The following is an 18109-nucleotide window of genomic DNA, read 5'->3' as shown; positions in this document are numbered from 1 at the left end:
CATTCTTAGCTCCATCTTCCGAGCACGCATTGCGTGCTCATTTTTTATGCCTTGGAGGTCTCGATGGTACGTCGACGCATATTTTTGATGCGCCATGCAGAAGTCGATTACTTTGGTGATGCTGAGGGCGTAGGCGATCCTCCACTCACTGCAAATGGTCGTCAGCAAGTCCAGCGGGTCGCTAAATTCTTCGAGGCGCGGAAAGTCAATCTGGATACGGTATTGGCTACGCCATATCAGCGTACTCAGGAAAGCGCGAAAATTATATGCCAACAGCTTGGAATTATAAATGAGGTACAAATAGTTAAAGATTTAGGGGAGATAGTGGCAGGGGCGGATGTGTTAACGTCGGAGCAGGCTATACGCGATGGGCTATTCGTTGGGCGAAAGAGGCTGTCTGATGAAGAAAGGTTTCTCGGCGGTGAAACGATAGGTCACTTTTGTGATCGCGTAAATACTGCTATGGCGGGCATTCGCAAAAAGTCAGGTTGGCAAACACTACTGATTGTCGGGCATGGTGGCGTTAATACTGCATTGCTGTCCTATGCCTTGAGCGGTGATCCGCGCGCCTATTATCCAAGTCTTGAGCAAGACTATGCCTGCTTGAACATCATCGATGTAGGCGATCACCCGGATGATCAGATCGTCAGGTTGGTGAATCATCAACCGGATTACTATGATGCGACACGCCGTAGCACTACTCTGGAGCGGTTTGCCTCGGATTACATCAGGGATATTACAGCGGTGCGCACATAGGTAGTTCTTGAAATACCTCGAATGTGCATGAGTACGACCCGGTAACCAAAAGGGTACTGGACCGAACTGCTCCAGGATCTGAACGAATAGCGCCTACGCATCGCTGATGCTGTTGTAAATGAGCATTCTGGCCGGACTGGCTTTAACGCAGTATCACCGAGAGCGGGCGCTTTTCCTACAAAACCTAGCTATTCATTCGGGCAATAAGTTCGGCGCGGCTCTGAACGCCCGTCTTCTCGAATATATGAACTAGATGAGTTTTTACTGTTGCAACAGTAATAGACAGCGCTTCAGCGATTTTCTTATTGCAATTTCCTTGGGCAACCAGTCGGGCTACGGAAATTTCGCGGCGTGAAAGGTTGGCATGAGAGGCGATCCATTCATCTAGGCGTAGCGTCAGTGGCCTTGCCAATATGTTGGTAACGCTGAACTCTATGAAAGGCTGAACCATTCGGCTTTTTTTATACAGGGACTGGCGTACTTGATCACTGCACTGTGACTCGTTCATCAATATGCTAACGCCACCAAGTAGCTCACCTCTGCAGCGGAAAAAGATTTCTACTGTGTCCGCGAAGCCGTGTGCGCTAAGTAAGTGCGAAAACTCTTTGTCAGATGCTTTGTCACTTATGTGCTCGGTTAGCAAGGCGGTGGAGCAGTCTAGTCTTTGGGCTCTGGTTGCTGCAAAGGGATCAAGATTTTGTCCATGGCGAATATAGTCCTGATAGAACGCCCTCGGTACATTCAAGAGCTCAAAATGTGCACCGCCCTGGTGCGGCTCTACGGTGTAAAAGGCGAGGCTGTCAACATTTAGGAAATCCGATAGGAAGGCCAGCGTATTGGTAGCAACAGGATGGACGGCTGAGGTTGTGGTAAGCATTTTGATTCCTCCATCAAGCAAATCTCAGAAAGTTTTGCAAGTTGTGGGCCAGGTGCGCAGGAGAGGTCGTATCGCCTATTTGAGATAATTCCCTGGCAGGGGCTTATTCCCGCCTGAATTTTTCACGTCGTTTCTAAAAGTCGGCGGAAAAGTCCCTTTGTTTCTCTGCCATCCTTTGATGATCTTGGTTTTGTTTCTGTGTTGTTACCATTCTTCACAGTGCGCTGTGTGTGGGTAACTTTTAGGGTGTGCTCTGATGTCGGCTCTTAAGTCAATCTTTTGATTGATTGACGGCACAGTGTGTTGGAAAGAAGACTAGGTTGCCGTTGAAAGGTTGAGAAATTATTCAATAGAGGCGTGCCAAATAACGTTTATGCATTAGTCAAATATAACTATAGGACATGCAGGTATGGCTATAAATAAAGGTGAAGCTCCACAATTGCAGGCTGGCGCACTTGGACTTTTTTCAATCGTCGCTGCTGTCATTGCAACTAACGGTCCTCTTACTGCGCTGATAGGTGCTGTACCAGTTGCATTGGCGATGGGTAATGGGATTTCGGTTCCGTCTGTTTATCTAATTGTTGGGTTTGCTTATTTGGTGTTTAGTGTCGGTTTTGTGGCGATGAGTCGGTACACGAAAAATGCCGGTGCATTCTATTCATATATCGGGAAGGGGTTGGGGCGCCCTTCGGGTATTGGGGCGGCGTTTATCGCTATCTGTTCGTACAATGCAATGCAGTTGGCGATATATGCCATGCTCGGATACTTCATGTCTGCTAATTTGCAGCAATGGTTTGGTGTCGAGGTGGATTGGTGGGTGAGTTGTTTCGTTGTGTTGGCGATTATTCTGGTTGCCAGTATTTCGAATATTAAAGTAAGTGGGCGGCTGTTGTTTGCTTTGCTGTTCATGGAATTGCTCGTCATCGTGCTGTTCGACGTCTTTGCGTTGTCCAAAGGAGGGCCATCGGGATATGCCATGGAGCCATTTTCCATTGCAGGTGCGTTCGGCGATGGTTTTGGCATTGCTATGGTCTTTGTGGTTGGATCCTATGTGGGTTTTGAGACAACGGCGATTTACGCTGAAGAAGCAAAAGATCCGCGGCGCAACATTCCATTGGCCACGTACATAGCCGTTAGCACCATCATGTTGATTTACGCGGTATCGGTTTGGGCGCTCATTGTTGTGTGGGGGGCTGATCAAGTAGTCGCTCAAGCAGCTAAGGATCCCGTTGAGTTATGGTATGGCATGGCGGAGCGGCTGGCTGGAAAGGCTTTTTCTGATGCCATCGCCATCCTGATGCTTACCAGTTTGTTCGCTGCACTTCTGAGTTTTCACAATACCAACTCTCGCTATATCTTCTCCTTAGCACGTGAATCTGTACTGCCCAGGGTGATGGCCATTGTGCATCCAACCCAGTTCACCCCGGTTATTGCATGTATCGTTCAAGCAGTCCTCGTAGCCGTTGTATTGGGGGCTTTTGCTTATGCTGGGGCTGACCCCATGAGTGTTGTGTTACCTGATACTGCTGCGTTTTCGACTATCGGGCTTTTGCTGGTACAGGCCTTGACTTCTCTTGCTGTCATTTTCTTCTTCTGGCGTGACCGTCGGGGTCAATCTATTTGGACCTGTGTCATTGCGCCTGCATTGAGCATGATTGCGCTGTTGGTCTTTGTGGGTATGGAAGTTTTTCACCTCGATTTAATGATCGGAACTGATTCGGCCTGGGGAGCTTTACTGCCAATCAGTATCGTCGCAATTGGTCTCGGCGGCGTGTGTTACGCCATTTGGCTACGCAGTGCTAAACCAGCACAGTACAGCAGATTGGGCCAGTTTCTCACCGAGGCCTAATGAGTTCTTCCGGTTCTATGTTGATGTATTGCTTTACGCAGAAATGAATGTCCGATTTGGAGTGTTAAGATGATAAAGTCAAAGGCTGCAGTGGCTTTTGCCCCTAATGAGCCGTTGCAAATTGTTGAAGTCGATGTCGCGCCACCCAGAGCCGGTGAGGTTTTGGTTCGCATCGTTGCGACCGGCGTCTGTCATACCGATGCCTATACGCTTTCCGGCCAGGATTCTGAAGGCGTGTTTCCCTGCATCCTTGGCCATGAGGGTGGAGGTATCGTCGAGTCCGTAGGTCAAGGGGTTACCTCGCTTGAAGTCGGTGATCACGTTATTCCTCTCTACACGGCAGAGTGCGGTAAGTGCAAATTCTGCACCTCCGGCAAAACCAACTTGTGCCAAGCCGTGCGAGCCACTCAGGGGAAGGGGTTGATGCCAGATGGCACAACCCGCTTTTCCTACAACGGCGAGCCGATCTATCACTACATGGGTTGCTCGACCTTCTCTGAATACACCGTGTTGCCGGAAATTTCGCTGGCCAAGATCCCGAAGGAAGCACCTCTAGAAAAGGTTTGCCTGCTGGGTTGTGGTGTTACCACGGGTATCGGCGCCGTGCTCAACACGGCCAAAGTGGAGGAGGGAGCTTCCGTGGCCGTCTTCGGCCTAGGTGGCATCGGCCTGGCTGCCATCATCGGGGCTAGGATGGCGAAGGCTTCGCGCATAATCGCCGTAGATATCAACCCGGCTAAGTTCGCAATCGCGCAAGAGCTTGGCGCCACCGATTTCATTAACCCGAAGGAATTCGACCGCCCGATTCAAGAGGTCATTGTCGAACTTACCGATGGTGGGGTCGATTACTCCTTCGAGTGCATCGGGAACGTCCAGCTAATGCGCGCAGCCCTTGAGTGCTGCCACAAGGGTTGGGGGGAGTCCACCATTATCGGCGTGGCACCTGCAGGTGCAGAAATCAGCACCCGTCCGTTCCAGTTGGTCACTGGTCGTGTTTGGCGCGGCTCCGCTTTCGGTGGCGTGAAGGGTCGAACCGAACTGCCGAGCTACGTCGCCAAGTCCGAGAAGGGTGAAATACCGTTGGACAAGTTCATTACCCACACCATGGGCCTGGAACAGATCAACGAGGCCTTCGAGTTGATGCACGAAGGCAAGAGCATCCGTTCGGTCGTTCATTTCTAGGCATTCTCCCGGTACCTCTTCGGTGGTGCCGATCTTTCCCTGCAGTAACCCAACCACAACGGAGACATTCATGTCGATCTTCACTCATGTAACTGTTGGCACCAACGATTTGGAAAAAGCGCGTAAGTTTTACGACGAAGTGCTAGGCAAGCTGGGTTTCAAACGCTTGGCCGACCTGGGAGACAACGGCTCGATCTGGGGCGTGGACAAGCCGTCCTTTTTCGTACTGAAGCCTTCCAACGGTCAGCCTGCTACTGTTGGCAATGGCGTGACCGTGAGCTTTGAGGCCCCGAACCGAGCTGCTATTGATGCCTTCCATGAGGCAGCACTGGCCGCTGGCGCGAAAGATGAGGGCGCTGCTGGCCCGCGTGGCTGGGCAGAGAATGCCTATGCCGCTTATGCTCGAGATCTGGACGGTAACAAGCTTGCCGTATATTGCTTTAAGGCGTCGTAAACCCTAGATCGTGGAGCCATGGAGCTTCAGCGAGCCATGGCTTCACGATTGGATGAATCGCCCTGATTTTCCTGGGGATGGTCTGAAAACGCCAGTCCTTGAAAATTCGCCCCCAGCAACCATGCGGGTTACAGAGCGCTCGTTTCCCGACTACAGGATTTCTTCAGAGTTTCCATAACGGGGTAGAACCCCTGCATACGCTTGCCTTCATGATGCAGCCAGGTCGTTGAAGGCTTCGATCAGTGCGAAATAGCATGGCGCTCAGTCATGATGTTTGCTTTGCCTCCGCTTCGCGTTCAAGGTGAGCTTTCAACTGCCTACGCTGGTTACTGCTCAGGTCATCGAGTTCGTTTTGTCACTCACTATGAAGAGCCAGAAGTGCAGACCGCTTTGCGATCTGAGGCAGCTGGCTGCGTGGGCGATCAAACGAGCGCCTTCTGAGATGTGCGCTCCAGCAGTAACGCCCGGTTCTCTGCCGGCCTCACCCGGTCGACAAACCTGGACAACTGCTCGGCCGGTTCGCCCTCGCGCCCTACCAAATAGGTGGTCAGCATCGCGGGGCAGCCAGCCAACGGCCGGGCTACGACATCGGGATTGTTAAGCTCGGTGATCCTTGCAAGGCTGGAGAAGCCCAGCCCATAGCCAGCCGCCACCAGCGCCATCATGAGCTCCAGTGTGGGGACGCGTTCGTCGATGGTCAGCCGCGTATCCACCGTGCCCAACACTTGCTGCAGCTGTTGCCAGAACCCTTTGCAGACATGCGAATCGCAGAGCACCAGGGGATAGCGGAGTACCTCGTCGAGCGGCACGTAGCGATAGGTCAACAGGGGATGGCGGGCGGGGACCGCCACCGCCAGCGGGTCGAACCACACCGGCTCGGCCACCAGGTCCTCGCCGACCTCCGCCGATTGAGCCAAGCCGATGTCGAACAGATCCCTGAACCCAGCCTCTCCGATCAAGCACTCGGCACGCAGAGGTGTCGCGGGCGAGAGATTCGGCATTGGTCGGGGAGGGGGCAAAGACCGTTTCGAGGAGGGTCTTGAGCGGGCAGGAAATAGATCTGTCTGTGGTTGGAGAGAGAAAAAAACATCGCGGTATAGCGTAGAGCGGAGAAAGTCCCTCAAATTTCGGGTACGACCGGCAAGAATCGGCCAAGAGCTGCTGCTTGATGAGATCAGCTCACGAGACGAAGTACCGCTAAAGCAAGTGACTTCTTCGCTAGCGCCTCACTGCGTGGCCGCCGGTAGCGAGGCAAATAGCTTCCCGAAGGGGCATTTTCGCTGAGGCGAAGCGGCAGTCTCCAGGTAAATAGCGCCTCGCAGAGGCATATTTGGTGGCTCATCGGCGGCGAGTTCTTATCGCGTCATGGGAAGGACTTGACCGAGAAAGCCCGAAAATGCGGTGCGAGTGCTAGTACAACCTTCGCTTTATATAAGCGCATACTCGTGCCGGCCTTCCAAGGACAAGGCAATCCTCAGAACGAACGAATTCAGATTTTGAAGCACGGAATGGACACGAGAGCCTATAGGCAAAAAAAGCTCCCGGAGGAAATCACGTCAGTTTCCGGGAGCTTAGGCCGAAGAGTCTGGGGCCTGGCGACAGGGCAGTCAGGGGATGTAACTGATAGGTCCCATCGCGTTGGACGACGATGGCAACCTCAATGCTGCTTGGAGATGTAGCAATCGAGACTGCGACGGTCTTCGGGCGCTTTCAGGCCGGCGAAGGGCATGTAGGTCCCGCTGACGAACGCCTGAGGTTTCGTAATGAACGTTTCGAAGGATTCGGCATTCCAGGTAATTCCCTTGTTCTTCATTGCGGGCGAAAAGTTGAAGCCCGCTGCTGATCCGGCCTTGCGTCCGAACAAGCCATGAAGGTTCGGCCCCATCATGTGAGCAGCGCCTTTCTCCACCGTGTGGCAAGCGGCGCACTTGGCTTGGAATATCTTCTGACCGGCCCCCTCCTGCTCGGGAGAGCAGGAGGGGGATGCGGCTAGAGCTTGCATCGTGAGCACACATAGGGCAGCGCCGACGAAGCCGGTGCGGAGTTTCTTGGAGATCATTTCAGGAACACCTTCACTTCGTGTGCGGCTCGAATACCGGATTCGATTGCACCGTCGACAAAACCACGCCAGCCATTAGCGCTATCGGCGCTGGCGAAGAACAGGCGGCTTTCCGGCCTACGAAGCTCCTTGAACGATTTGCCGAACTGATTGGGGTGGTACCAGCACCAAGTGCCTTTGGAGAACGGATCAAGCTCCCATTGGTAGCCGGTGGCTGCCACCACTTCTGCATCGGGGATCAGCGTCCGGATCGCCTTGGTCACAGCCTCGTCATCCGTGATGTCGATAACATCCGGCGGACCGAAGCAGACGATGGTGGTACCGTCCTCGAACTCTTCTTCCGTCCAGGCCGAGACGATGGGGTTCGGGAATGGGGCCGAGCCCGACCAGCGCCCGATCTTCTGCTTGATGCGCACGTAGAATTTGGCGCCTTTGCCAGTGTGCTGTTGAGTCGAGGATTCGAGCTTGACGGCAGAGAGTGCGGGGGCGAAGGAGACGTCGGTCAGCACATTGAGGGGCAGTGCGACCACAACGGCTTTCGCCTTGAATGCTTTGCCATCGACGGTGGTCACTTCGGCGCCGTTAGCGTCCTGTTTCACCGCCTGAACCGGGGTCGCCATCAGGACGTCCGGCTTGGCCTCGTCCACCATGGCTTGGATCAGTGCGTGGGTTCCTTCCTTGATCTTGTAGCGAGCGCACATGTCCCAAAGTACGCCCACGTCGTAGTACGCGTTGGCGTTCCACTTCAGCATGTCGAGGAAGCCGCCCTGGGAAGGGTCGTTGTGGCAGCAGACGGTGAGAAGAGAGTTCAGGACGTCACGCTCTTCAGCCGTCAGATCGAGCTGCTTGACGCGGTCCGTGAGCGACATCGAGTCGTACTTCTTCCAGTTGTCCGTGAAGAGCGGATCGAACGGACGGGGAAACACAGTGCGACCCATTTGGCCGTCGACGTCGACATACTTCTGGTAGGCCTTGCCCATGATCTCGAAGCTTTCGAGAGCAGTCCCTTTCTTCAGCTTACCGTCAGCGATCCAGCTCGCAACGTCAGGCACGGCGCCGGGCGATTCCTTGAGAGTGAGCCCGTAGCGAAGCATTTCGGCCCAAACATGGGGTTGCCCCCAGTGAATCCAAGTGCCGCCCAGTTCGATCTGTTCGCCTTCCAGCGACGAGGTGAAGGTGCGGCCACCCAGTCGGTTGCGTGCTTCGATGATCAGGATGCGTTGGCCAGTTTCTGCCAGATCCCGCGCGGCGGTGACGCCGGCAAAGCCGCCGCCGATGACAATCACGTCGTAGTCGTTGGCAGGGCGACTGGCTTTGCTTTCCGTGGCATGAGCCTTGGTTGATACGCCGGCCACACTGGCAAAGGCGCCGGCAGCGACAAGGCTGCCAGCCCCTTTGATAAAGCTCCGGCGACGGATGTTGTTCACGGAGTCATCGCTACTGTTCATTCTTGTTCTCTCGGGCACTTGTAAGAATGCGAAACAAGAAAGCTTGCTTCGGTACATGAATAATTAGCACCAAGCGGCTTGGTCCGTTTACAGCTCCACGTCACTCGCTTTTGTTTCCATGACAAGCGTGTGACACGGTAGAAAAAGGTGGGGGAACAACGCAGGTCAGACGCCAGCGTATCGTAGGCGGTACTCGGACGGAGTCATGTTGAACCGAGCCTTGAACGACGTGGAAAAGTGGCTTGGCTCGTTGAAGCCCCAGGTATGAGCAAGCTCCGTAATGGGGGTGTTATCCTTGCGCCGGATCAGCTCTGCGCAGACATCCAGGCGCCTGTCTCGGATATGTTTTGCGACAACGATGTCGTGTTCTGCAAAGCATCGGTAAAGGCCTCTGAGGGAGATTCCCACTTCCTTCGCGATCATCACCGGATTGAGATCTGGTAGATGGAGATTTTGTTCGATGAACGCCATGGCTCGTTGGAAAGCTTTCCGCTGGCTGGTCATGCCCCGTGTTTCCGTGCCAACCACCGGCGCCAACAAGCTCACCACAGCAGCCAAAACAGCTTCACTTTCCTGCTGGCCCAGGCTGGGCTGTTGGATCGCCTCATCAACAAGCAGGCGAGTCATGCGTGCCATTTGGGAGGTGGCTGGTACCTTTACGCCGGCGTTGATCGAGCCCCGAAATGCAGACGAGCTGAAGAAATCCCTAGGAATGATCAGTGAAAACTGGCGCGATGAGCTGTCGTACTGGAACTCAGAGGGGCGTGCAGAATCCAGTAGCATGAGATCCCCAGGAAGCAGCATGTTCCTGTTGCTGCCTTGCTCCATGCGAGCTTGCCCGTTCAACTGGGCAACCATGAAGTAGAACTTACCGTCGTCTCCTTTGACGTCTTCTTGGCGTCGCTTTAGCCTCGTCTGGTCAATGTCGATGGTCGCCAGCTCAAGTGCGCCACGGCGATACATCGACATCGCTCCCTGGGAGTGACCACCCAATCTGGTGGCGTCATACCTGCCACATGCAGCAGACACGGCGTCCAGCCAGGAATCGAACTGATCATCCTTCGAAAAAGTCGTGTTCATGCTTTGCCTCGCTAACCATCCGGACGGTCGTGACTCGCGCAATGCCGCCCGCTACACCCATACGACGTTTTGAGCCCGTAAGCAACCCCCTCTAATTTGGGTGTGACTTGGCACGTCTGCCAATGAATTTGGCACGGCTCTGATACTGCCCGACATGTCTGCTACGTACGATCAAATCGTTGCCTACTCAGGAGTAATGTCATGGGTGTATTCGACTGGAAACACTGGGCCATACTGCTTTTAGTAGTTCTTGTGCTGTTTGGCGGGAAGCGGCTGAAGAGTATTGGTAGTGATCTTGGTGAGGCAATAAAGGGATTTAGAGCGTCTGTGGGAAGTGACACTTCGGATGCAAATCTGTCCGCCGATTCTCAAGAACAAATAAACCAGAGAATAGTGTAAGAGTGGAGCTGTCATGAACAAGATAATTAAATCGATTTCCTTCGCCGCAGCGGTACAGATAACTCTGCCGTCCCTTGCCGCAACCTCCATCGATAGCCAGATCCGTGAACGTCTCGACTTCATCGAGAATACGTGGAATGCCGGTAAGGCTGCGGAGTTGGCCAAAGAAATCTATGTCCCCAGTACGCAAATCACAGGTGAAGGTGTCGATCAGATCTACGCGAGCACTGAAGACGTTTCGGCGCTGGTAGCGGGTCTGGTTAAGGACAACAAGCACGTCAAGATTGACCTGAACAGCACGCAGCAGGTCAGCAATGATGTGGTCGTGAGCTGGGTCACCTGGACCGTCACGCCTACCTCAAAGGATGCCCAGCCATTCAACATGAAGAGCCTCTTCGTCTGGAAGAACACTGGCAAGCGCTGGAACATCGTCGCAGATATGTATACCTCTGGCGTGATTGCCAAAACCGAGTAATGCCAACGACTAAGTCGTAAGTACTGCTCAATAGCAGTAACTCCCCTCCAGGAGTTGTGCCCCACGCTTTGCGGGCACTGCTTTCAGCTCTCCAATAAATAAAATAACCAGAGAGGCAGCCATGCGCTTGCATCTAAAGCAATCTGTTGTCGCATTTCCAGTTCTTCTTGCGCTGGCCTCCGGCGCAAATGCATTCGAGGAGTTCAAGGTATCGGAACTAAGCTTTACTCCGAAACTGGAACTGGGCGCCGGCTATGTCTACAACTCCGATCAGGCATTCGGCTCTGACGTAAGTTTCTTCGGCCTGCCGGTTAATCGCGATAGCAGTCGCTTCGAATACTTCGCCAAGCCCGGCCTGGACTTCAGCGGCCCCCTGGGTGGCTTCGGTTCCTTCTACGGCGGTGTCAGTGCCGTGGCGAGCTTCACACGCGGTGACAGCGACGGCGCCGGCTTCACCCGCGATGACCCGGAGTCCTCCGATGTCGACGAGGCCTACCTTGGCTGGAAGAGCGGCTCCGTCTTCTCTTCCTTTGGCGAGGATGCCCTCAAGCTCAGTTTCGGGCGCCAAGCCTTCATGGTGGGTAATGGTTTCCTGATCGGCGAGGGGCACGTCGACCAAGGCCACGATGCCGGTTATTGGCTCGGCCCCTACAAGGCGTTTGACAACACCGTTCTGGCCCAACTGGACACCGGCAAACTGCACGTCGACCTGTTCGATCTCCAGGCGCGAATGGATCTGGATGTAGCCGACATTAAGGAAAAAGTCCGGGTGCGCGGGGGCAACGTCGAGTGGCGCGACGAGAGCTACGGCACGGTTGGCTTCACTGGCTTCCATACATTGGATGCGGACAACCCGCTGCGCGACGGCATGAATGTCTACGACGTGCGCGCATCGGGCAGCCCGATCCAGGCGCTGCCGCAGGTCGCCCTGGCGGCGGAGTACGCCTGGCAGCGAGGTGGTGAGGCGGACAAGACGAGCGAGGCTTGGTACGTGCAGGGCAGCTACACCTTCCAGGATGCTCCCTGGACGCCGGTGCTGATGTACCGTCACGCGGTCTTTTCCGACGACTACGACTCCCTGCTGTACGGATACGGTGGCGATTGGGGTACCTGGTTCCACGGTGAAATTGTTGGCGAGTCGATGCTGTTTAACGTCAACCAGAAGGTCGATATGCTGAAGCTCACTGGCTACCCAACTGAGACACTGATGGTTGGTGCGATCCTCTACGACTTCAGCTACGACAAGGCGCCGGAAGGGGTGACCAGCAAGGACTTCGCCAAGGAACTGAACCTGCACGTGGACTGGCTGGTGACGCCCAAAGTCACCGTGGGGGCCCTGTATGGGGTGGCCCGTCCCGAAGAGGGCGCTAAGCAGACCTTTGGCGATGATGAGACCTCGCACCTGTTCGAGACCTACATCAACATCAAGTTTTGACGACGCGGTTACTTCACGCGGCTCTGCTCCGTCTTACTCAACCATTTGCGAGCTGGAGCATTTCGTCAATCGCAGCGTTGAGGGGGCTTCAGAGTCGCATTTCGATTGAAGCGAAGAGAACCACGATTATCTCCTGGTTGGAAAGGGCAACGGTCCAAAGCGACAAGCACTGTTCAACGCGATTGAGAGTTCGACTGGGAAGTTTTCTTTTCAATGATAACACCCTGGAATACCAGGGTGTTTGCCGAGGCCGGCGGCGAGGATTTAGACCTTCAATTGGTCGGAGGAATCGCCAGATATTGTTTGACGAAGGTCGGGGTGCTGATCTCCCATAGCACAATTTTTCCGGCCTCGACAAACCAGCTGTCCCCCGGTTCGTAGCTCACCGACTGGCCGCTCCCTTCGTCAGTCAAAGTAGCTTTCCCTCGCAGTACTGTGCCGTGTTCATTGTAGGGATAAGTCACCAGGAATTTTCCTGTCGTGCAGCCGAAAAGACCGACGAAGATGGGATCTCCCGGTGCTCCGAAGATGGCCTTTCCTGAAGCCTCAGGAGAGCCGGTCACGACAGTGGCCCCCAGGTTGGCGACGCTTCCATAGCTGGTCAGTTCGCCAATTTCATAATCAAGTTTGAGCGGGATCATGGTGCACCTCGTTGTGGACTGTTCACTTCTGAGGTTATTGCTTTATCCGGCAAGCCACTTATAGCTCCATGCCTAATATTTTTAGGCATGTGCCACGACCGCTCGCACTTGATGCTGGGAGAACATGAGGATGACGGCATGTTCACGCACGTATGATCAGCATGTACCCAATGATCTTTGCATGCATGCATGCATGCATGCATGCGTGCATTGGTCGCTTGTGCTCGGCATGACGCGTGGAGGTCGCGGGCGCGATAGCGAATCATGGGCAGACTTCTGTGGACCGCGAGATGAACACCAGCTCACTTGTGGCCGTAAGCGGAACTGTCCCCAATGAAAAAAGGGCCGGTGAGCATTGCTCACCGGCCCTTTCTCGTGCTCCTTCTACCCCAGTTCCTTTGGGGCCAATGGTCTTGACCGTACTACTAGCCAGCCTTGGATGACTGTCGCCGCTGCCTCCCCAGGCAGCGGCTATGCACCGTCTCGGTGCATTCGTTTCAACATTCAGTGAAAAAGTTTCAGTGTTTGTTGAAAAACTACGCGACCCCAAATCAATCCCAGCTCAGCGCACCGCCAGTCTGGTACTCGATGACACGAGTCTCGAAGAAGTTCTTTTCCTTCTTCAGGTCCATGATTTCGGACATCCACGGGAACGGGTTGGTGGTGCCCGGGTATTCCTCTTTCAGGCCGATCTGGGTCAGGCGGCGGTTGGCGATGAACTTGAGGTAGTCCTCCATCATTGCGGCGTTCATGCCCAGTACGCCGCGCGGCATGGTGTCGCGTGCGTATTCGATCTCGAGCTGGGTGCCCTGGAGGATCATCTGGGTAGCTTCGTCCTTCATCTGGGCATCCCACAGGTGCGGGTTTTCGATCTTGATCTGGTTGATCACGTCGATGCCAAAATTCAGGTGCATGGATTCGTCGCGCAGGATGTATTGGAACTGCTCGGCGGTGCCGGTCATCTTGTTGCGGCGGCCCATGGAGAGAATCTGGGTGAAGCCGCAGTAGAAGAAGATGCCTTCCAGTACGCAGTAGTAGGCGATGAGGTTACGCAGGAACTGGCGGTCGGTCTCCGGGGTGCCGGTGTTGAACTTCGGATCGGAGATCGAGCGGGTGTACTTGAGGCCCCAGGATGCCTTTTTAGCGACCGAGGGGATCTCATGGTACATGTTGAAAATTTCGCCCTCATCCATGCCCAGCGACTCGATGCAGTACTGGTAGGCGTGGGTGTGGATCGCTTCTTCGAAGGCCTGGCGCAGGATGTACTGACGGCACTCGGGGTTGGTGATCAGGCGGTAGACGGCCAGCACCAGGTTGTTGGCTACCAGGGAGTCGGCGGTGGAGAAGAAGCCGAGATTGCGCATGACGATGCGGCGCTCATCTTCGCTGAGGCCGTCTTTGCTCTTCCACAGGGCAATGTCGGCGTTCATGTTCACTTCTTGCGGCATCCAGTGGTTGGCGCAGCCATCCAGGTACTTCTGCCAGGCCCAGTCGTACTTGAAAGGTACGAGCTGGTTGAGGTCGGCGCGGGCGTTGATCATTTGCTTGTCGCCAACCTGTACGCGCGCGGAGGCGCCTTCGAGGTCGTCCAGGCCTTCCTGGATGTCGAGGTCGTCCAGGGCCTTCTTGGCGCGAGCAACCGCATCGGAGTCGCTGGCGGAAACGGCGCGGGCGTCGCTGACGGAGCCGGCGGCTTCGTTGTCGAGCTTGTCGAGGTTGGCCCCTGCGGCGGCGGCAGTGGCGGCGTTAGCCGGTTTGGCGGCTACGGGTGCGCTGTCTTCTTTGTCGAATTCGTCCCAGCTCAGCATGGCGGTTGCTCTCCTGCTTGAGGGCCGGTCAGTTACCGGCCTGTATGGATATACAGTAAAATCTTAGTTCGTTGCTCGGTGCATGCAAGGCAACGGTCCGCTCGTGGCGGAAGGCGGGGCGATGGTTTGCCCTGGCCTGTGCCCGCCCGTTTTGTGAGCGGGGCTGTTGGATCGGTGGTGCTTGGAGCGTGCGCTCTGAAACGTCCCTCATCCGAGCGCGGCCCACTCCGACACCCTCTCTCAGGGGGAGAGGGGAGGGAGCGGCCCCGTGGTGGGGCCGCTCCGGGGACCGCGTTACTGGCAGGCTTCGCAGTCGGGGTTGTCGATGGAGCAGGCTTGCGGGACCGGTGCCGGTGCGGCTTGCAGGCTTTCGTCGATTACCGAGGACACGGCGTTGAGCTTGCCGGTGTTGATGGTCGATTTCTCGGTGCTGGTGGCGGCCAGGGCACGGAGGTAGTAGGTGGTTTTCAGGCCACGGTACCAAGCCATGCGGTAGGTCACGTCCAGCTTCTTGCCCGAGGCGCCGGCGATGTAGAGGTTCAGGGACTGGGCCTGATCGATCCACTTCTGACGGCGGCTGGCGGCGTCGACGATCCACTTGGTTTCGACTTCGAAGGCGGTGGCGTACAGGTCTTTCAGGTCTTGCGGGATGCGCTCGATCTGCTGCACGGAGCCGTCGTAGTACTTCAGGTCGTTGACCATGACCGGGTCCCACAGGCCGCGGGCTTTTAGGTCGCGTACCAGGTAGGGGTTGATCACGGTGAACTCGCCGGAGAGGTTCGACTTCACGTAGAGGTTCTGGTAGGTCGGCTCGATGGACTGCGATACGCCGGTGATGTTGGCGATGGTCGCGGTCGGCGCGATGGCCATGATGTTCGAGTTACGAATACCTTTCTGTACGCGCTCGCGCACCGGCGCCCAATCCAGGCTTTCGCTCTGGTCGACTTCGATGTACTTCGCGCCACGGGCCTCGATCAGCAGCTTCTGCGAGTCGATCGGCAGGATGCCTTGGGACCACAGGGAGCCTTCGAAGGTCTGGTAGGCACCGCGCTCGTCAGCCAGATCACAGGAGGCCTGGATGGCGAAGTAGCTGATGGCCTCCATGGACTTGTCGGCGAACTCGATGGCAGCGTCCGAGCCGTAGGCGATGTGCTGCAGGTACAGGGCGTCCTGGAAGCCCATGATGCCGAGCCCGACCGGGCGGTGCTTGAAGTTGGAATTCTGCGCCTGCGGAACCGAGTAGTAGTTGATGTCGATAACGTTATCGAGCATGCGAACTGCGGTTTTCACGGTGCGGCCGAGTTTCTCGACGTCCAGCTTGCCATTGACGATGTGGTTGACCAGGTTCACCGAACCCAGGTTGCAGACCGCGATCTCGTCCTTGTTGGTGTTCAGGGTGATCTCGGTGCACAGGTTCGAGCTGTGGACCACGCCCACGTGCTGCTGCGGGCTGCGCAGGTTGCACGGGTCCTTGAAGGTCAGCCACGGGTGGCCGGTCTCGAACAGCATGGAGAGCATCTTGCGCCACAGGTCTTTGGCCTGGACAACTTTGTGCAGCTTCAGCTTGCCGTACTGAGTCAGGGCTTCGTAGTACTCGTAGCGCTCCTCGAAGGCCTTGCCGTAGAGGTCGTGCAGGTCGGGTACGTCGGCCGGGGAGAAGAGGGTCCAGGTGCCGTCTTCGAATACGCGTTTCATGAACAGGTCCGGAATCCAGTTCGCGGTGTTCATGTCGTGGGTACGGCGGCGGTCGTCACCCGTGTTCTTGCGCAGCTCGAGGAATTCCTCGATGTCCAGGTGCCAGGTTTCCAGGTAGGCGCAGACGGCGCCTTTGCGCTTGCCACCCTGGTTAACGGCGACTGCGGTGTCATTGACCACTTTCAGGAAGGGGACGACGCCCTGGGATTTGCCGTTGGTGCCCTTGATGTAGGAGCCCAGTGCGCGCACCGGAGTCCAGTCGTTGCCCAGGCCGCCGGCGAATTTCGATAGCATCGCGTTGTCGTGGATGGCGTTGTAGATGCCCGACAGGTCGTCTGGAACGGTGGTCAGGTAGCAGCTGGAGAGCTGCGGGCGCAGGGTGCCGGCGTTGAACAGGGTCGGGGTCGACGACATGTAGTCGAAGGACGACAGCAGGTTGTAGAACTCGATGGCGCGTTCTTCTTTCTGCGGCTCTTCGATGGCGAGGCCCATGGCGACGCGCATGAAGAAGACTTGCGGCAGTTCGAAGCGGATGCCGTCCTTGTGCAGGAAGTAGCGGTCGTACAGGGTCTGCAGGCCGAGATAGGTGAACTGCTGGTCACGCTCGTGGTTCAGCGCGCGGCCCAGTTTTTCCAGGTCGAAGGATTTCAGTTTCGGATCGAGCAGTTCGAACTCGACGCCTTTCTCGACGTATACCGCCAGGGCCTTGGCGTAGATGTCGGCCATTTCGTGGTGGGTGGCGCTGTCGACCACGCCGAGGAAGCTCAGGGCTTCGGCGCGCAGGGTGTCCATCAGCAGGCGGGCGGTGACGTAGGAGTAGTTCGGCTCACGCTCGACCAGGGTACGGGCAGTCATCACCAGGGCGGTGTTGACGTCCTTCTCGGCAACGCCGTCGTACAGGTTCTTCAGGGTTTCACGCTCGATCAGCGAGCCGTCGACTTCGGCCAGGGCTTCGCAGGCTTCGCTGATGATGGTGTTCAGGCGGCCCATGTCCAGCGGGATGCGGCTGCCGTCGGCACGGGTGATGCGGATGCTCGGATGCGGCTGGGCCACATCGCTTTCGGCGCTGCGCTTGGCGCGCTCTTGAGCACGGGCATCGCGGTAGAGTACGTAGTCGCGGGCGACTTTCTGCTCACCGGCGCGCATCAGGGCCAGTTCGACCTGGTCCTGGATTTCTTCGATGTGGATGGTGCCGCCCGAGGGCATGCGACGCTTGAAGGTCGCGGTGACCTGCTCGGTCAGGCGCGCGACGGTTTCATGGATACGCGAAGAAGCTGCGGCAGTACCGCCTTCCACGGCGAGGAACGCCTTGGTGATGGCAACGGTGATCTTGTCGTCGGTGTAGGCGACGACGGTACCGTTGCGTTTGATCACGCGCAGCTGGCCGGGCGCAGTGGCTGCCAGATCCTGGTTGGATTCGGCGGCCTGCGGCGCTACAGCCTGCGGGTTCTCGCGAGTGGTGTCGGTCTGCATGGGGTTCTCCATGTTCTCAATTTATTGATGGGCGCCTGAGCTGCTCTTCATTTCCTTTCCGCGACGCAATACGCACGGCAAGGCGCCGGGCGCGAAAGTCGATGCTTCGAGGCTATGAGGGGCGGGACTCAAGTGCCTCCCTGGCCCTACAAGTCAAACGTCTCGGTGTCAAACCACCGTGACAACACAATACCTAGTGGTGCGCACATTCAGCGCGACACCTCATTCCAGCTCCCAGTCACGTTCTTTGTGTCCTGGGCCGGCACCGCTCGCCAGTGGCGGGTGGTGGGTCGATCAACGCTTGTGGCTCACCGGTGGTTGGGCTCTGAAAAAGCCTGTTGCGCTTGATTCTAATTGTGTCCGGCGGCCTGCCCTGACCCCAATATGTAGGGGCTGGGCTCGATGGGGGTACAAGATAATGCGCTATTGGGGGTATTGCAAGGCGACCCACAACATCTAGCCTGTGGATAAGTTGTGG

Annotated in this window: 14 protein-coding genes and 1 pseudogene; 7 read left to right on the top strand and 8 right to left on the bottom strand. The window is 56.2% G+C overall.

Features of this window, described 5'->3' with window-relative positions:
* The first annotated feature begins 63 nt into the window (after positions 1-63).
* Complete coding sequence (locus tag OXH74_RS22670; protein ID WP_375738970.1) at positions 64-756, top strand: histidine phosphatase family protein; 693 nt, start codon at positions 64-66, stop codon at positions 754-756.
* A 184-nt stretch (positions 757-940) separates the two neighbouring features.
* Here OXH74_RS22670 and OXH74_RS22665 read toward each other — a convergent pair whose 3' ends face one another.
* Complete coding sequence (locus OXH74_RS22665) at positions 941-1633, bottom strand: response regulator transcription factor (RefSeq protein WP_375738969.1); 693 nt, start codon at positions 1631-1633, stop codon at positions 941-943.
* Positions 1634-2042: 409 nt separating this feature from the next.
* Between OXH74_RS22665 and OXH74_RS22660 the strand changes: the two genes are divergently transcribed.
* From OXH74_RS22660 to OXH74_RS22650, 3 genes are all read left to right on the top strand, one after another.
* On the top strand, positions 2043-3482 hold the full coding sequence (locus OXH74_RS22660; RefSeq protein WP_375738968.1) for an APC family permease: 1440 nt from the start codon (positions 2043-2045) through the stop codon (positions 3480-3482).
* A 69-nt stretch (positions 3483-3551) separates the two neighbouring features.
* Entirely contained in the window at positions 3552-4664 is a 1113-nt protein-coding gene (locus OXH74_RS22655) for an S-(hydroxymethyl)glutathione dehydrogenase/class III alcohol dehydrogenase (RefSeq protein ID WP_375738967.1), read from the top strand.
* A 70-nt stretch (positions 4665-4734) separates the two neighbouring features.
* Positions 4735-5118, top strand: a complete 384-nt coding sequence (locus OXH74_RS22650; RefSeq protein ID WP_375738966.1) for a VOC family protein — start codon at positions 4735-4737, stop codon at positions 5116-5118.
* Between the two features lie 422 nt (positions 5119-5540).
* Here the strand turns inward: OXH74_RS22650 and OXH74_RS22645 are convergent.
* From OXH74_RS22645 to feaR, 4 genes and pseudogenes are all read right to left on the bottom strand, one after another.
* A pseudogene (locus OXH74_RS22645) lies at positions 5541-6053 on the bottom strand (LysR family substrate-binding domain-containing protein); the annotation flags it as partial.
* 722 nt (positions 6054-6775) lie between these two features.
* Complete coding sequence (locus tag OXH74_RS22640; RefSeq protein WP_375738965.1) at positions 6776-7177, bottom strand: c-type cytochrome; 402 nt, start codon at positions 7175-7177, stop codon at positions 6776-6778.
* Complete coding sequence (locus tag OXH74_RS22635) at positions 7174-8625, bottom strand: flavin monoamine oxidase family protein (RefSeq protein WP_375738964.1); 1452 nt, start codon at positions 8623-8625, stop codon at positions 7174-7176. Before OXH74_RS22635 ends, OXH74_RS22640 begins: the two co-directional genes overlap by 4 nt.
* A gap of 165 nt (positions 8626-8790) precedes the next feature.
* Entirely contained in the window at positions 8791-9705 is a 915-nt protein-coding gene (feaR, locus tag OXH74_RS22630; protein ID WP_375738963.1) for a transcriptional regulator FeaR, read from the bottom strand.
* 201 nt (positions 9706-9906) lie between these two features.
* Here feaR and tatA point away from each other — a divergent pair, with 201 nt between their 5' ends.
* From tatA to OXH74_RS22615, 3 genes are all read left to right on the top strand, one after another.
* Positions 9907-10104, top strand: coding sequence for a twin-arginine translocase TatA/TatE family subunit (gene tatA, locus OXH74_RS22625; protein WP_375738962.1), 198 nt, complete (start codon positions 9907-9909; stop codon positions 10102-10104).
* A 13-nt stretch (positions 10105-10117) separates the two neighbouring features.
* The gene (locus OXH74_RS22620) at positions 10118-10579 is read left to right on the top strand and encodes a nuclear transport factor 2 family protein (RefSeq protein ID WP_375738961.1); all 462 of its coding nucleotides are present in this window, start codon (positions 10118-10120) and stop codon (positions 10577-10579) included.
* Positions 10580-10700: 121 nt separating this feature from the next.
* Positions 10701-12014, top strand: coding sequence for an alginate export family protein (locus OXH74_RS22615; RefSeq protein ID WP_375738960.1), 1314 nt, complete (start codon positions 10701-10703; stop codon positions 12012-12014).
* A 272-nt stretch (positions 12015-12286) separates the two neighbouring features.
* Here the strand turns inward: OXH74_RS22615 and OXH74_RS22610 are convergent, their stop codons facing one another.
* From OXH74_RS22610 to OXH74_RS22600, 3 genes are all read right to left on the bottom strand, one after another.
* Positions 12287-12655 carry a cupin domain-containing protein gene (locus tag OXH74_RS22610; RefSeq protein WP_375738959.1) on the bottom strand — a complete coding sequence of 123 codons (369 nt, stop codon included), beginning with the start codon at positions 12653-12655 and terminating at the stop codon, positions 12287-12289.
* Between the two features lie 551 nt (positions 12656-13206).
* Positions 13207-14463 carry a ribonucleotide-diphosphate reductase subunit beta gene (locus OXH74_RS22605; RefSeq protein ID WP_215375228.1) on the bottom strand — a complete coding sequence of 419 codons (1257 nt, stop codon included), beginning with the start codon at positions 14461-14463 and terminating at the stop codon, positions 13207-13209.
* A gap of 294 nt (positions 14464-14757) precedes the next feature.
* Entirely contained in the window at positions 14758-17631 is a 2874-nt protein-coding gene (locus OXH74_RS22600; RefSeq protein ID WP_375738958.1) for a ribonucleoside-diphosphate reductase subunit alpha, read from the bottom strand.
* Positions 17632-18109: the final 478 nt, after the last annotated feature.

This window comes from Metapseudomonas boanensis (genome assembly GCF_042232855.1).
GTDB lineage: Bacteria > Pseudomonadota > Gammaproteobacteria > Pseudomonadales > Pseudomonadaceae > Metapseudomonas > Metapseudomonas boanensis.
This window is presented reverse-complemented; position numbering and strand designations above follow the sequence as displayed.

What these genes read in the sequence shown, in the direction of transcription:
- OXH74_RS22670 (WP_375738970.1), top strand. Translation starts at nt 64, where the DNA reads ATGGTACGTCGACGCATATTTTTGATGCGCCATGCAGAAGTCGATTAC.
- OXH74_RS22665 (WP_375738969.1), bottom strand. Translation starts at nt 1,633, where the DNA reads ATGCTTACCACAACCTCAGCCGTCCATCCTGTTGCTACCAATACGCTG.
- OXH74_RS22660 (WP_375738968.1), top strand. Translation starts at nt 2,043, where the DNA reads ATGGCTATAAATAAAGGTGAAGCTCCACAATTGCAGGCTGGCGCACTT.
- OXH74_RS22655 (WP_375738967.1), top strand. Translation starts at nt 3,552, where the DNA reads ATGATAAAGTCAAAGGCTGCAGTGGCTTTTGCCCCTAATGAGCCGTTG.
- OXH74_RS22650 (WP_375738966.1), top strand. Translation starts at nt 4,735, where the DNA reads ATGTCGATCTTCACTCATGTAACTGTTGGCACCAACGATTTGGAAAAA.
- OXH74_RS22640 (WP_375738965.1), bottom strand. Translation starts at nt 7,177, where the DNA reads ATGATCTCCAAGAAACTCCGCACCGGCTTCGTCGGCGCTGCCCTATGT.
- OXH74_RS22635 (WP_375738964.1), bottom strand. Translation starts at nt 8,625, where the DNA reads ATGAACAGTAGCGATGACTCCGTGAACAACATCCGTCGCCGGAGCTTT.
- feaR (WP_375738963.1), bottom strand. Translation starts at nt 9,705, where the DNA reads ATGAACACGACTTTTTCGAAGGATGATCAGTTCGATTCCTGGCTGGAC.
- tatA (WP_375738962.1), top strand. Translation starts at nt 9,907, where the DNA reads ATGGGTGTATTCGACTGGAAACACTGGGCCATACTGCTTTTAGTAGTT.
- OXH74_RS22620 (WP_375738961.1), top strand. Translation starts at nt 10,118, where the DNA reads ATGAACAAGATAATTAAATCGATTTCCTTCGCCGCAGCGGTACAGATA.
- OXH74_RS22615 (WP_375738960.1), top strand. Translation starts at nt 10,701, where the DNA reads ATGCGCTTGCATCTAAAGCAATCTGTTGTCGCATTTCCAGTTCTTCTT.
- OXH74_RS22610 (WP_375738959.1), bottom strand. Translation starts at nt 12,655, where the DNA reads ATGATCCCGCTCAAACTTGATTATGAAATTGGCGAACTGACCAGCTAT.
- OXH74_RS22605 (WP_215375228.1), bottom strand. Translation starts at nt 14,463, where the DNA reads ATGCTGAGCTGGGACGAATTCGACAAAGAAGACAGCGCACCCGTAGCC.
- OXH74_RS22600 (WP_375738958.1), bottom strand. Translation starts at nt 17,631, where the DNA reads ATGCAGACCGACACCACTCGCGAGAACCCGCAGGCTGTAGCGCCGCAG.